The sequence below is a fragment of the Desulfurococcus mucosus DSM 2162 genome (assembly GCF_000186365.1).
GTDB lineage: Archaea > Thermoproteota > Thermoprotei_A > Sulfolobales > Desulfurococcaceae > Desulfurococcus > Desulfurococcus mucosus.
In genome coordinates this window covers 710,346-724,002 of the sequence record NC_014961.1, presented here as the reverse complement: position 1 = coordinate 724,002, position 13,657 = coordinate 710,346, and the positions used below count along the sequence as shown (strand labels likewise).

Below are 13,657 nucleotides of genomic sequence, written 5' to 3'. Positions count from 1 at the left end.
ATGGTTTTTATCCTCATATAGGCATATACGTATGGTTGATACTCGTATAGAGGCGGTGGACATGAGCGTATCAAGGCGAGTATCATCTCTCCCAGTTAACCCTCAAAGAGTGCTCATCGCGAAGGCGGAGGAGCTTTCGAGGCGAGGCGTCAAGGTGTACAACTATACAGCAGGTCAACCAGGGTTACCGCCGGATACGGAGGCACTTAACTACTTCATCGAGATGCTTAGAAGAGACCCGTTCAAGCACTTCAGGTACGTCTCCACGCAGGGTCTCCCAGAGTTGAGGACGGCGATCTCCGAGGATCTGAGGAAGTACGGCGGGGTAGATGTGGAGCCTTCAAACATCCTTGTTACAACCGGCGGTGCCGATGGGCTCGTCTTATCGATATACACCCTGCTTGACGAGGGCGACACCCTGCTGCTCCTAGACCCCTCGTACAGCGTGTACTGGGATCTAGCAAGGCTAGCCGGCTTAAGGGTTGAGACATGTAGACAGCTATATGAAAACGGCTTCAACCCGGATCCTGAATGCATAAAGGATAAGCTGGGCTCCAGCGCCAAAGCTATACTGTTAGCGAGCCCTGATAACCCTACGAGCAGGGTGATCAATAGCGAGGTAGCTAAGACAATCGTGGATGTTGCTTATGAAAGGAAGGCATGGATAATCTATGACGTGGCTTACAAGCACTTAGTGTACGAAGGGGAACATGTGTGGTTCGAGAAGCTTGCCCCCTCAATGGACCGGCTCGTGGTAGTGGGCTCCTTCAGCAAGGACATAGCCATCCCTGGAGGCAGGCTAGGCTACGTCTACGGACCCAGCAATGCGATTGCTGAGATGACGAAGCTCAAGGGAGTGCTCGGCATAGTGGCACCTGTACCAATGCAGTGGATGGCCTACTACTATCTCTCCGGCGGCTTCAAGGAGAAGTATCTGCGTGAAGTGATACCGGTGTACAGGAGGAGGCGTGACGCAGCATATGAGGCTTTAAAGAAGAATCTGCCGAGGGCAAGGGTGCTTAAACCGGCTGCAAGCATGTACCTGTTCCCCGACATGGCCCACTATATCAGGGAGAAAGGGCTTGACGACGTCGGCTTCACAATGAAGCTGATCGAGGAGAAGGGTGTTGCAATGCTGCCCGGCTCCATATTCGGTGAATCCGGGAGTAACCACCTCAGGATAACCTTCGTCACGATGGATGAGAAGAACCTTGTGGAAGGCATAGAACTCCTCGCGGAATTCGTCGGTGAGAAGTAGCCTTATCAACATCTCAAGCAAGTTTCCACCATTGTTTTTCACAACAGGCTACTGGTGTCGCCCTCGGTTGCAACGCTTATAACATTGTTGTATCATTCACTATCAGTAACCGGGAAAGCTCTTCAAACCCGTGTGTTTCAACAGGGGGTACTGTATGGTTGAGATAGTTGATACAACTCTAAGGGACGCGCACCAGTCCCTGCTTGCAACCCGTTTAAAGACGGAGGACATGATCCCGCTGCTCGACAAGATAGACAGGACTGGCTTCTACAGCATAGAGATGTGGGGAGGGGCAACATTCGACGTGATGATCAGGTATCTGAATGAGGATCCATGGGAGAGGCTCAGGATTATACGTGAAAGAGTGAAGAGAGTCAAGCTGCAGATGCTTCTACGCGGCCAGAACCTCGTTGGGTACAGGCATTACCCTGACGATGTAGTCGAAAAATTCGTCGAGCTGTCGTATAGGAACGGCATAGATATCTTCAGGGTTTTCGACGCGTTGAACGATGTCAGGAACATGAAGACCTCGATAAGGAAGGCTAAGGAGCTCGGTGCCATAGTGCAGGGCACAATAACCTACACCATAAGCCCCGTTCACACAGTGGAGCATTACCTGAAGATAGCAGAGGAATTGATCTCGCTCGGCGTGGATCACATAGCTATAAAGGATATGTCCGGGATACTCGACCCTTACACAGCGTACTCGCTTGTCAAGGCCATAAAGGAGAACTTCAAGATACCTGTGGACGTACACTCACACTACACTGGAGGACTAGCTGTTGCAACATATGTTAAAGCAGTTGAAGCAGGAGCAGACTTCATAGACACCTCGATAAGCCCCCTCGCCTTTGGAACAGGGCAACCGGGCATACAAACAGTATACTATGCCCTACACCCTGACGCAAGGCCCCGCATCGATCTCTCCGTGGTTAAGGAGATCAGCATATACCTTGAGAAACTAGTCTTCGGCAAGTACAAGGACTTATTAAACATGAAGGTGTTCATACCGGACCCCAATGTCCTAGAGCACCAGGTTCCCGGCGGTATGATAACGAACTTCATAATGCAGCTCAAGCAACTAGGTGCAGAGGACAAGTTAGGCGAGGTGCTTGAAGAGGTCAGACGCGTGAGAGAAGACCTCGGCTGGCCACCCCTTGTCACACCTTCATCCCAGATAGTTGGGGCTCAAGCCGTCCTAAACGTGATCAACGGCCGCTACAAGGTTGTAACGAAGGAGGTAAGGGACTATGTGAAGGGACTGTACGGTAGGCCGCCTGCACCATTAAAGGAGGAAGTCGTCAAACTCATCCTGGGTAGCGAGAAGCCTATAGATGTGCGTCCAGCAGACTTGTTGAAGCCCATGTATGAGGAGTGCGTGAAAACGGTTAAGGAGAAAGGATATTACACGAAGGAGGAAGACGTGTTGACATACTGCCTATTCCCCGATGTGGCAACAGAATTCTTCGAGAAGAATAGGAGGCAGGCTTCAACCGCTAAAACCGGTGGCCGCGACCTATGGGACGAGATACTTGGCTATTAGCGTGGTGAAGAATGAACCTTAAATACATCCTTAACCTCAGGCACATACCTAGAACCGGCTGGGTTCTGAGGGGTGTTCCTCCAGCTGTAGCTGAAAGCGTAGCCGACCACATATTCCTCACGACGCTTATAGCGATGGATATAGCTGAGAGGCTTGGATCCATGGGTGTGAGGATCGATAAGGCACGTGTCCTCGCTATGAGCATAATACACGATATCCCTGAAGCGGTGACCGGCGACGTGGTTAGACAGGTTAAGCACGGTGTGGAAGAATATTTCTCCATGGTGGAGTCCAAAGCCATCGAGGAGCTGGGGCTTCAAGGATACAGTGAGCTCTACGATGAGCTCTCTAAGGCTGGAAGCCTCGAAGCACTGGTTGTTAAGGCTGCTGATGATATTGCAACGATCCTAGAGGGTTCGAGGCTGGTTGACACAGGGTATCGCCAGGTTGAGGAGATAGTTGTCAATGTACGGGACCACCTATACAGGTTGATCAATGAAAAAGCCAATGGAGATTTGAAAGGGATCCTTCACCAAGTGGTTTCAGAGTACATGGGGTCTACTTGATGCTATTCTTCAACGCGTCTATGCCGTAGCCTACATGGGCTACGAGCTCTATGTACCCCAGCATTTCTCTAGCCGTGGTAGCCGAGAACTCAACCCTGTACGCATCCACCCTCTTGAACACTGGGAGGGCCTCAAGGATGTCGGCTATAAGGGAGTCCCTTAGATTCAACTCAACCCTATAGGGCTTCTCCCACTTCAAGGGCTGCATCTCACCCTTCTTCAACTTCTTCACGGCCTTTGCGACGCCCTCCCTAAGTGCCTCGGTTACCTTGTCTATGCCGGGGTAGATAGCACTATACCTCGATAAACCCTTCTTCAATGGAACGAACACTGTCCAGGGGCTATGCTTCTCCACCTCGCCACCTAGATGCTCGTCTCCGGCAAGCAGTATCACGGGGACGTCTTGCTCCCCTGCGTAGAGGCTGTTAATTATGAACTCGCTGGCCTTCTCACCGTTGACTTTTATCTCTGCGAAGGTTCTCCCGCTCATCGTGTGATCAAGTATCCCATGTATTGTTCCAGCCGCTGAATGGTAGCCTATGAACAATGCGGCATCGAAGCTGGAGTCCAGGAGTGTCACCATGCTGAAGGGGCGTGGGTAACCCTGTATCAGCTCAGCCCTACTGTCAAGCTCAAGGTAGTCTATGTTAGTCATTAATCCATGGCTGTCCGCGACATATATTGTTTCAAAACCGTGGTTAGAGAGCTCATCCACCACGGTGTTTAGGAGCTTCGTTAAGACGCGTACAGGCCTGTTGAACTGCGTGTTCCCCGGGTTGAGCATTGTGAGGGATGAGACCCCTGGCAGCCCTTCGAGATCCACGGATATATATGCTTTCATTACTTCGACACCTTAACCCTAGATACGGGGTGGAGCCGTAATTAACCTTGTCCACCATGCAGCTCCTCGATGCTTTTAACGTTGTGCAACAAATACTAGGTATGTGGCTCACCAGGGTGTCGACATGGATTCATCAAGCAGCGTGGAGCACGCTAAGCTTAATGCATGTAGGGAGGCATGTAGAATCCTTCGCGAAACATATAGGGATGCATCAGTGATCGGGGTTGGAACAGGCTCCACAATCAAGCTCCTCATCGATCACTGCAGGGATTTCTTCACGGGCAAGAGGCTTGTTCCATCATCGGCAGACACGATGCTTCACCTTGCCTCAATAGGTTACACAGTGCTCCTCGACCCAGCCGGCGTGGACGAGGTAGATGTCTACATTGATGGGGCTGATGAGGTTTCCAGTAAACTAGACATGGTTAAGGGAAGAGGCGGGGCTTTCGCGAGGGAGAAAACACTCGCCCTACGCAGTAGGGAAAGGATTTACGTGGTCGACTACACGAAGTACACCGGGGTAGACTACCTGTACGCCAAGCCTATACCGGTGGAAGTGCTCCCGGTATCCCTTCGCTACGTGGTGAGAAAGCTGGGGGAGCTGGGCTACGGGGAACCCGTGTTGCGTGTAGGGTCGGGGAAGGATGGACCGGTGGTATCGGACAACGGCAACTATATAGTTGACTACAAGCTGTCTAAGCCGGTGAGGGACCCTCTCGCACTCCACAACGCGTTAAAGCTACTGCACGGCGTCATTGAAACAGGGGTCTTTCCCTCAGAGCTCGTCGACATGGTTATAGTGGGGGAGCCCTCCGGAGTCAAGGTTCTTAAAAAGAAGGCTCAGTGATGCTGAAGCGGTGGGAGATTGAAGAAGACCACCCATGTTTTGCTGGCAGCAGCGCTGGGCTCCTACATCGGCTCGGACATAGCTTCATCCCTCACAGCCCTCACTGTGGCCGGGCTTGCCTCACTGATCCCGGATATAGATGTCCACTTTAAACACCGTAGAACGCTTCACAACATATTTGCTTTATCACTATGCATCCTTGGCGCCGCCTTCTTGCTGAGATATTTGAAGGTGTATAACACGCTAATACTCGAGGCTATCGCAGTAGGGTGGCTCTCCCATATCCTTGCAGACATGTTGAATATACAGGGAGTTCGCCTCCTACACCCATTCTCCGATGCATCGTTCTCACTGAAAATAGCTAGAAGCAATAATCCAGTGTTAAACATCACCCTATCACTGCTCTCCATAACGCTGATAACCCTTAGACTGAAGGAGTTACTACACATAGCATGATATGACTAGACCACCGAGAGCTAGGCCAACGGGGTTAGAGATTTATGCCGGCGTTGGAATGGCTGCAACGGTGATCGCCCTAGTGGCGTGCTCCCTTGTCTCAAGGAAGAGAAAGTAAGCCCGGCTTGCCCCGGTCACTCCACCCGTCTCTCCCGGCTCTCGATCCGGGCTTCATATAGGCTGGGAGACACCAGTCGATCGCTTTTAGAGCTTCGCAAGGCATTCGGACAAAATGAAAAAGTTGTGTACGGACAGCAAAGGAGAAAAGCACCCTCATTCCGGGGATCCGTAAGCCAGTGGAAGTGATGACAGGCAGAAGGGCTTGCCCAGGTGGGATGCCCTCCCGTGCCTCTGGACTGGGAATCGGGGTTAGCGTTCAAGCTCCTCGGAGCCTCCGCGACGCGGAGCCCGAACCCTTTTTAAGGGCCGGGGTTGCTGAGAGGCATGGAGATCGTTACCCGTATTTTACGCTTCCTGAAGAGGACTACTGCCACCATGGCGACAGCCACAATGACCACTGCAACCAGTAGCAGGGACTGAGACAATGTATTCTGAGACAATGTGTCTGTGGGGAAGGGCTTGAGGAACCCCATACTCGAGTCCACAACAGAAGCACTGACCTCAACAACCCCAGCGGGGCCGTTCTGCTTAACCTCCCACGACTTGAGCACTCCGTTAACGTAGCAGACCCTACCTACCCCGTAAAGGTTTATCTCACCAGTGTAGGAGGGGTCAACGAAGAAAAGGAATGGGCCACTTGACTCGGGCCGGCTCCACGTGACGTTTATACTCATAGAGAACTCGTAACCTTGTCCCCACGGGCAGATAGTGTGATCCCCCTCTGTCTTCTCCACTTTCACCGAGTAGTTCACATACGGGTAGTTAGCCTCATCCACTCTGACGTATATTGTTGCAGTGCACTCGCCACCGTACCTCTTAAACATGTAGCTGTAGCGTATCCAGTCCCCCGCCTTATACGGCAATTGCTGGGCCCCAGCTAGAGGAATGGCTACCGCGATCAGCAGGAGGACTGTCAGCAGACGCAGACTCATATACTTTACCTACGTTTTTATCGCCACCCATATTTTTAAACATTACGGCTCCCATTAGCAGAGGCATGAGGAGGACGCGGCCGAAGCCCGCAGCCCCTACTACTCATCACCGGGCTAGTCGTAATAGTCGCGGACAAGAGTATAATCATACCCCTCCGCCTCGGGGCTCGTTGAAAACTCTGTCTGCTTTCAATACAGCTGGTAGTAGCTGTTCACGGCAGGTTGCCGAGGCACGAGGGCGTCAAGGTTGTGCGTGACAGGGTTTCCGGGGTCTACCTAGCAGAGCTATGCAGCGACGCCTAAGGCAACGGCTAAATTTGAGCAACCCTTCGGGCTAGCGACTTTTTCGAACCACGACGACGAGCACAGGAAAAAATATTTTTTGCTGATGTGCTTGCCTCAGGCAAAGATCCTACCGAGGTGTAAGTGGCGGAGCTAGGGGCCTGTTGAGAGCTTTTTCAATTTTATCGGTCACAATGAACGCCAGTACACTGACTGCCGAACCTAAGACTACGTCTCCAATGTACGGCTGACCCATCAGTCGCCATGCCACGCCGGCAACACTCCCAGCAATTATGGCAACTATGCCGGCATTCCTCGAGACTTTTTCCCGGAAAATTCCGAACAGGAACGGGGCGAACGGGCCAGCTGCACGGAGCATGAAGGCGAAGGTGTTTACAGTTATGATGTCCAAGCGCAGTAGCGCGATCAATATTGAGATACCGCCTATTACGGCTATCCCTGCCCTCGTAATTAGAATTATTTCTCTATCGCTTGCCTTAGGTCTGATGAACTTTTGGTAGATATCTTTTGAAAAGATCGAGGAGGCACAGAGCATATCGGAGTCCGCACTTGACATGGTAGCCCCCAAAATAGCCGACAGCCCTAAGCCGGCTATCCAGGGTGGGGCGAGTCTCAGCATCGCTGTTGCATACGCATCGCTAGCTTTGATATTAGGGAACGCGGCTAGGGCGGCTAGTCCAATGAGAGCAGGGATGAAGGCAAACATCCCTTGAAACACGGCCGAGAGCAAGGAGCCCCGGAAGGCCGTTTTTTCGTCTTTTGCTCCGAACGCTCGTGTTATCATTTCTGACCCCATGATAAAGGTCACAATGTACATTATCAACAGGCTCACTATGGTTCCTCCTCCGGCTTTGAAGAGGTCGAAGTGCCCTGGCGGGAGTTTGGATACCATTGTCTCAAACCCTCCTACATTGCTGATGACAAATGGTAGGGCCGCAAGCATGCCAAAGAATATGATCGCCCACTGGAAAAGGTCGGTGAACGCGTCTGCCCACAGGCCGCCCATTATAGTGTACACGGTTGATATGCCGCCGGCGATGACGACGCCGACCTCGTAGGGCAGACCAGTCAGGGCAGCAATTATGGTTCCAGATGCCAAGACCTGCATGGCTGAGAGGCAGACCAGTGACACGATCTGAAGAATTGAAGTCAAGAGGTAGCTCGGTGTGCCATATCTCCTTCCAATAACCTCTGGAAGGGTCCAGACTAAAGATCGTCGTAACCTAGCCAGGACTAGTGCAAGTGGGATCATGGCTATGGCAGCGGTGAGGATGTACCAGCCCGCAGACAAGCCCCAATCGCCGTATGCTTTCGCCGCGACGCCCACGGTGCTGCCCCCACCGATGTTGTTCGCGGAGAGAGAGGCCGCAACCAGGATAACGCCGAGGTTCCTGCCCGCGAGAATCAAGTCCTCGCTCGTTCTTATTAGGCGTTTGCTCGTATATATGCCTACGAGTAGCATTCCCACTAAATATGCTATGACTATGGATAAGGGCACTATGTATACCAAGTCCCCTCACCTAACAAATTATTGGATACAATAGCTAAAAATGTTTTCTTCGAGCACTTTTGGGCTTGCAGCGATAGAGCACGCTGTACGAGACGAGCATGGTGGGCTTTGTCGCATTGGAGCTCTGCTCTCTGTCCACCTACGAGAGCAGTACTTGCTTTCTCCAGGCACTCGCTTTTTTAATTCGCCTGGGATCCAGAGTCGATAGCACTGCATGAAGCACACTGAGAATTCGGCGGAGGGTATTTAACCTATCAGCTCCACAGTTACTCGAGAGCACTCAGTCAAGCCGCAACCAAAGTCGAGGAGACGCTACTGAGCTTAAGGGTGCGTTGTCAGCTGAGGGTTGGGGGAACGCTCGATAGCCATCGTCTGCAGGCCCTCGGCGGAAGGCCCGAATTGAGAGTCAGGAGTTAAGCGGTATGTATGTGATCATTGGTGGATGGACAACAGAAGGGCAGGCTCAAGGAGTTCCTCGTCGAGTTCCGCTGGAAGCAGCCGCTGGGCACCAAGAGAGTTTACCTCGTGGCAACTTCAACCCGGCATTCAACTCACTCGCCACCCTGAACGCAATGTGGATCGAGGCCAGCGTTAATGTCCCGGTAGTATGGAGTGAGGAAGCCGGCCACAGTCATCTAGCTCCCCTTCGTGCTCCTAGCCCGGCTACTCTGGGGAGAGGGTTCAGGTTGCTTGGGGTCAGCCCCAGGCCAGTGACCGGGACGCTCAAGTACAATAGAGGACCGATTGTCGCACTCTGTTACAGGATTGTCCACGGCGGTATGAGGCTATGTAACTGCACCCGGGTGGGGGCAAGGGTCAAGGAAGCCTCGAGGGTCACGGGCCTTTACTTAGCCTTAAAAACGGGGCTTTTCAGCCTTGGTGAATGTTCAAGGCTTTTTGCGTGCAGCCAGGATCGCGATGTATCCTAGGGCTACCGATACTGCTATTGTTGTCGCGAGCCCCAGCGTTATGTATGTGTATGCCTGGGTGTAGAGGGCCTTGGCTTTTTCCAGCTCTGCGTTAACCTGCGTTATCCTTGAGTTTAGCAACGTGTTTTCCGAGCTACACGTGGCTAGCTTGCCCGTCAACTCGTTGATCGTCTGGTTCATTGAGGTCACAGTGTTGTTTAACTCGTTTACCTTGACGTTTAAGTCGCCGATCTCGAGTTTCCTCTGCTGCAGCAGGTTTAAGAGGTTGCTGTAGCCTAGGGGTGTGAGGGAGCTTCCGGCGAGGATGAATGCCACAAGCTGACTGCTTGTGAGGGATATATTCGCTTGCTGGACACTACCCTTAGCTATGGCGAGGTAGCCGGGTCTCCCGGCTTCACCGGTGTCGAAGACCACTATTGCTGCATCCCTATACGTGGTGATGAGTGAGGCTGCCACGAGCTTGAAACCATTGTACACGGCGTCAACCATGTCGGGCGATGTCACGCCACCGGTGAGGTTTTTCAGTAAGACTAGGTGGGGCATGTAGACTAGCGTCACCGATACATTTACATTGCCCGCGGCCAACCTGGTTACATCGCCAAGCGTTAACACTGATTGCTGCAGCCACCATGCTGCGGCATCGCTGGGAAGCCTGGTGAAGAGATCCCTGTCTATTATACTCCACGGGGTAGTATGCGAGATTATCCCGCTCACACCGCTCCCTGCACCGATGTCCATCCTCACACTACCAGGGAAGAACAGGGTTATGTTCTCGGGGTCAGCCCTTATAACGTAGAAGGTGATAGTGTAGTTTCCAGCTGAGAGGAATCTTGTCTCATTGAGCAGTACAAAGATCCTTGGCGGGGCTAGCTCCCTGCTCTGCGTCGTGTTAAGCGTCCACGTATAGCCCTGCTTAACGACCTCTATGCTGAGCACGCTTCCCGAGAGGTTTAAGCGGACATCCGAGTCTATTTCATCCCAGTGGAAACTGTTGTTAGCCTTAACCGATATTATCCTCGGCGGAATGTAGTTCCCGGATAGATTGTAAAGAGGATTGTAGGCATAGGGGTGGATTGATGGATCCACAAGAGGGTTGCCTACGAGGGCAGTGTTATTCCAGAGAATGAGCACTGTGGATTGATTCACTCCCCCGTACTGGGGGATGGTGGATGAGCCGGCTGGCCTCGCTCCCGTTGTCATCCAGTATAAATAGTAAAGCGGGCTGCCTCCTTGCTCAGGTTCCACGCTGTAGAAGCTTATAGGCGTTGAATTACCGTATATCTCCCTGAGTACGCCGGCTACTCTCTGCCCATCTGAACCGGGGAAATAGATGTATATGAGTCTACCCGGAGCCTCCTGCGCGGATACATGGATCAGGCCTGGGGAACTGAGCACAACCAGTAGTAGCAGGATCAAGGGTGGCAGGGCCCGCACATCATCCACCTTCATGCATCATGATTCAAGATTGTATAGGGGGGATGGATTATAAATGTTCCAGGTGCATCGAGATGCGGGTACTCATCACTGGGATGCTACCGCACGACTCAGGTAAGACGACGGTGGCATTAGGCCTTGCAAGGGAGCTAGGGAGGAGGTTCAAGACCTACTACTTTAAGCCTGTTGCAGGACACAGCGGATGGTACCAGCCGGAAACACTTGGATTCTCCATGGAGACAGGGATCCTTGTAGGGCACGACGCCTATGTTGTTGCAAGGGAGCTTGGATTACTTGGCGAACTCCGCTTAGTCAACCCGGTGGACATACTCACCATGCCGCCGGATCCATTGAGACACGGGGGCTCAGCCAGATTCTACCTGAGTGTTCTCAGCGATGTCGTCTCGCAGGCTGTGCTTGTAAGGGTAAGCCGGGTTACTGGGAGGGTCGACGAGTACCTGGTTGTAAGGGAGAACATTGCTAGGCTTAACAGCGTTACAGCTAGTGTTGTCGAAGCATTGATCAAAAGGTTCGGTGAAGCGGGAAACACTGTTTTCAGGGATGCCACTAGGAGCGAGATAGCAGGCCTCCTGGATAGCGAGGATCTCTACAGGGAGGTGGATGCTGTCTACGGGTTGCTCAACGACTACGATATAGTGTTGACTGAAAGCTATAACAACTCCTCAGCCCCCACAGCAGCCTCCCTGGATGCGGATGTGGTTCTCGTGGCGGCGCCATCGAAGCTACTCATATATGATGGACGACGCTATAAGCGAGCCGTTGAGGCACTTAGCATCGGGAGACGGCCTTGGACAGTGGAGACGCCGAGCGTGCTCGAGGTGCTTGGTAAACCGTTTCACTCGATGGACATACCCTACACCGGTGGCGAAGGCTTCAATGAGTTTATAAGTAGATTGAGTGAATTCATTATCCACAATAAGTAGCCTGGTTCAATGAATATGGGTGTCCGGAAATGTCTAGCCTGATGCGTCACGGGTTTGCCGCCAGGTCAACTGGCTCAGAGCTATTCTTTGAGACGGCTTCAACACTGAGGAAGGCTGCATCCAGCGGGGATGCGAAGGCCTTTGCAAAGATGTTTGTAGAACTCTATGAGAAGCTGATGGCTGAGAGGCCGAGCTCCATGGCTTCACTGAATGCTCTAAGACGGATCGGCACATACTTCCTTGAAAACGGTTTGAAGGGTATTGAGGAATACATAGATGCCCTTGCCTCAGAGTACGATGAGAGCGTTACACGTGCAGCCGAGATGGCGGCTAAGCGCGTTGTAGACGGCGATGCATTGATGACGAACAGTAACAGTCTGACTCTCCGAAGACTCTTCAAGACGCTGGTTGACAGTGGGGTGAAGGTGAAAGTATACGTCGCGGAGTCCAGGCCGGGCCTGGAGGGATTGGCGATGGCAGAGTACCTTGAGAAGCTTGGCGTCGAGGTATACCTCATAGTTGACTCAGCGGCCCGCTTCTTCATGAAAAACATAGACAAGGTTGTCCTTGGGGCTGAGGCTGTTGCAGCTAATGGGGCAGTCGTCGGCAAAGCTGGCTCAAGCATCATAGCATTAGATGCACACGAGGCAAGGGTAAGGGTCTTCGTGGTAGCACCAACAATGAAGTTCAGCATCGAGACGATCTACGGCGAGCTACTCAAGCTCCCGGAGGGAGACTGGAGGCTCCTGATGGATGAGGATACCCGGAGAACACTACCCGAGAATTACATGGCGACGGCACCGCTCTACGATGTAACACCCCCCGAGTACATTGACGTAATCGCAACTGAGCGAGGGCTCTTCGCGCCTCAAGCCATACCCATAGTTCTCCGCGAGATCCACGGCTCCTTCCCGCCACTCGTCAAACCCCTTGAAGCCATCGTAGCCGAGGTGAAGAGGTGGTTGCAGTGAGTGAGGCAGGGATTCCGCCCCGGGTACTGGAGATAGCTGAAGGCATAAGGAGCATGAAGATTAGGGGCGCCGGCAAGATAGGAAGGGCGGCTGCGGAGGCCTTGAAGATAGCAGCGGAAGAGTATGCGGGTCCCAGGGATCTCCAGGTATTCAAGAAGTATATTGGTAGGGTTGCAGACATACTTATATCGACGAGGCCAACCGCTGTCAGCCTCCCCAACGCAGTGATGTTTGTTGTTTCAGCATTGAAGAATGCCCAGGATTACGAGAGTGCACGCAGCTCCATAATAGGTTCAGCCAATAGGTTCATCGAGGAGAGTCTCAGCGCTGTGAAGAAGATAAGCGAGATGGCTGCCAGAAGGATAAAGGAGAACTCGATAGTGCTGACTCACTGCCACAGTAGTGTGGCTGTGAGCACTATAACGGAGGCCTACAGGCAGGGAAGAGTGGTCAAGGTATACAGCACGGAGACCCGCCCATTCTACCAGGGGAGGATAACGGCCACTCAACTGATCAACAATGGTGTGCCAGTGGTTCAGATACCTGATAGTGCTGTAAGATATGTCATGGGTGAGGTAGACTACGTTGTAATAGGCGCCGACACCGTTGCCAGCAACGGTGCCGTAGTGAACAAGATCGGTACAAGCCAGGTGGCGCTTGCAGCAAAGGAGGCTAGGGTACGCGTCTACGTGGTTGCCGAGTCATATAAGTTCTCACCTGTCACACTGGTGGGCGAGCTGGTCCCCATAGAGTTCAGGGATCCAACAGAGGTTGTCCCCGAAGACTGGTTGAAGCAGCATCCAGGCGTCAAAGTGTTGAATCCCTCCTTCGATGTTACTCCACCAGAGTACATAGACGCCATAGTGACAGAGATAGGTGTCATCCCGCCGCAGGCAGCAATACTAGTCTTGATGGAGAGGCTTGGATGGGCCTTGGAAAAGATTAAACAGGGTGTGTCGACATTTACTAGCATAAGGTTTGAAGACCTCTTGGAGTAGATATG

The 13,657-nt window shown here is 52.5% G+C and carries 12 protein-coding genes; 8 read left to right on the top strand and 4 right to left on the bottom strand.

Annotated features, from left to right (window positions below; genetic code table 11):
- Positions 1-61 precede the first annotated feature (61 nt).
- The 3 genes from DESMU_RS03680 (at position 62) to DESMU_RS03670 (ending at position 3,367) form a co-directional block, all read left to right on the top strand.
- The gene (locus tag DESMU_RS03680; protein WP_048078620.1) at positions 62-1,258 is read left to right on the top strand and encodes a pyridoxal phosphate-dependent aminotransferase; all 1,197 of its coding nucleotides are present in this window, start codon (positions 62-64) and stop codon (positions 1,256-1,258) included.
- Positions 1,259-1,412: 154 nt separating this feature from the next.
- Complete coding sequence (locus tag DESMU_RS03675) at positions 1,413-2,801, top strand: pyruvate carboxylase subunit B (RefSeq protein ID WP_013562254.1); 1,389 nt, start codon at positions 1,413-1,415, stop codon at positions 2,799-2,801.
- An 11-nt stretch (positions 2,802-2,812) separates the two neighbouring features.
- Positions 2,813-3,367: an HD domain-containing protein gene (locus DESMU_RS03670; RefSeq protein ID WP_013562253.1), complete on the top strand. Its 555-nt coding sequence runs from the start codon at positions 2,813-2,815 to the stop codon at positions 3,365-3,367.
- On the opposite strand, the gene DESMU_RS03665 is transcribed toward DESMU_RS03670, so the two are convergent.
- Entirely contained in the window at positions 3,360-4,208 is an 849-nt protein-coding gene (locus DESMU_RS03665; protein WP_013562252.1) for a M55 family metallopeptidase, read from the bottom strand. The genes DESMU_RS03670 and DESMU_RS03665 overlap by 8 nt on opposite strands.
- A 103-nt stretch (positions 4,209-4,311) precedes the next feature.
- Here DESMU_RS03665 and rpiA point away from each other — a divergent pair, with 103 nt between their 5' ends.
- Positions 4,312-5,055 carry a ribose 5-phosphate isomerase A gene (gene rpiA, locus DESMU_RS03660; RefSeq protein ID WP_245526384.1) on the top strand — a complete coding sequence of 248 codons (744 nt, stop codon included), beginning with the start codon at positions 4,312-4,314 and terminating at the stop codon, positions 5,053-5,055.
- Positions 5,056-5,073: 18 nt separating this feature from the next.
- The gene (locus DESMU_RS03655; RefSeq protein ID WP_013562250.1) at positions 5,074-5,511 is read left to right on the top strand and encodes a metal-dependent hydrolase; all 438 of its coding nucleotides are present in this window, start codon (positions 5,074-5,076) and stop codon (positions 5,509-5,511) included.
- Between the two features lie 419 nt (positions 5,512-5,930).
- On the opposite strand, the gene DESMU_RS03650 is transcribed toward DESMU_RS03655, so the two are convergent.
- From DESMU_RS03650 to DESMU_RS03640, 3 genes are all read right to left on the bottom strand, one after another.
- Positions 5,931-6,563, bottom strand: coding sequence for a hypothetical protein (locus DESMU_RS03650; RefSeq protein ID WP_013562249.1), 633 nt, complete (start codon positions 6,561-6,563; stop codon positions 5,931-5,933).
- A gap of 412 nt (positions 6,564-6,975) precedes the next feature.
- On the bottom strand, positions 6,976-8,376 hold the full coding sequence (locus DESMU_RS03645) for a sodium:solute symporter family protein (RefSeq protein WP_013562248.1): 1,401 nt from the start codon (positions 8,374-8,376) through the stop codon (positions 6,976-6,978).
- An 887-nt stretch (positions 8,377-9,263) separates the two neighbouring features.
- Positions 9,264-10,754: a hypothetical protein gene (locus DESMU_RS03640; protein WP_048078607.1), complete on the bottom strand. Its 1,491-nt coding sequence runs from the start codon at positions 10,752-10,754 to the stop codon at positions 9,264-9,266.
- Positions 10,755-10,813: 59 nt separating this feature from the next.
- Here DESMU_RS03640 and DESMU_RS03635 point away from each other — a divergent pair, with 59 nt between their 5' ends.
- From DESMU_RS03635 to DESMU_RS03625, 3 genes are read left to right on the top strand one after another with little or no spacing between them, the layout of a single operon-like run.
- A complete protein-coding gene (locus tag DESMU_RS03635) occupies positions 10,814-11,683 on the top strand; it encodes an ATPase (protein ID WP_013562245.1) in 870 nt (289 codons plus the stop codon).
- A gap of 29 nt (positions 11,684-11,712) precedes the next feature.
- Positions 11,713-12,654: an eIF2B alpha/beta/delta subunit family protein gene (locus DESMU_RS03630; RefSeq protein WP_013562244.1), complete on the top strand. Its 942-nt coding sequence runs from the start codon at positions 11,713-11,715 to the stop codon at positions 12,652-12,654.
- Positions 12,651-13,652, top strand: a complete 1,002-nt coding sequence (locus tag DESMU_RS03625; RefSeq protein WP_013562243.1) for a ribose 1,5-bisphosphate isomerase — start codon at positions 12,651-12,653, stop codon at positions 13,650-13,652. Before DESMU_RS03630 ends, DESMU_RS03625 begins: the two co-directional genes overlap by 4 nt.
- The last annotated feature ends 5 nt before the right edge of the window (positions 13,653-13,657 follow it).

Bases quoted from the DNA above. Each gene is read 5' to 3' on its own strand.
- DESMU_RS03670 (WP_013562253.1), top strand. From the start codon at position 2,813: ATGAACCTTAAATACATCCTTAACCTCAGGCACATACCTAGAACCGGC.
- DESMU_RS03630 (WP_013562244.1), top strand. From the start codon at position 11,713: ATGTCTAGCCTGATGCGTCACGGGTTTGCCGCCAGGTCAACTGGCTCA.
- DESMU_RS03640 (WP_048078607.1), bottom strand. From the start codon at position 10,754: ATGAAGGTGGATGATGTGCGGGCCCTGCCACCCTTGATCCTGCTACTA.
- DESMU_RS03635 (WP_013562245.1), top strand. From the start codon at position 10,814: ATGCGGGTACTCATCACTGGGATGCTACCGCACGACTCAGGTAAGACG.
- DESMU_RS03665 (WP_013562252.1), bottom strand. From the start codon at position 4,208: ATGAAAGCATATATATCCGTGGATCTCGAAGGGCTGCCAGGGGTCTCA.
- DESMU_RS03680 (WP_048078620.1), top strand. From the start codon at position 62: ATGAGCGTATCAAGGCGAGTATCATCTCTCCCAGTTAACCCTCAAAGA.
- DESMU_RS03675 (WP_013562254.1), top strand. From the start codon at position 1,413: ATGGTTGAGATAGTTGATACAACTCTAAGGGACGCGCACCAGTCCCTG.
- DESMU_RS03650 (WP_013562249.1), bottom strand. From the start codon at position 6,563: ATGAGTCTGCGTCTGCTGACAGTCCTCCTGCTGATCGCGGTAGCCATT.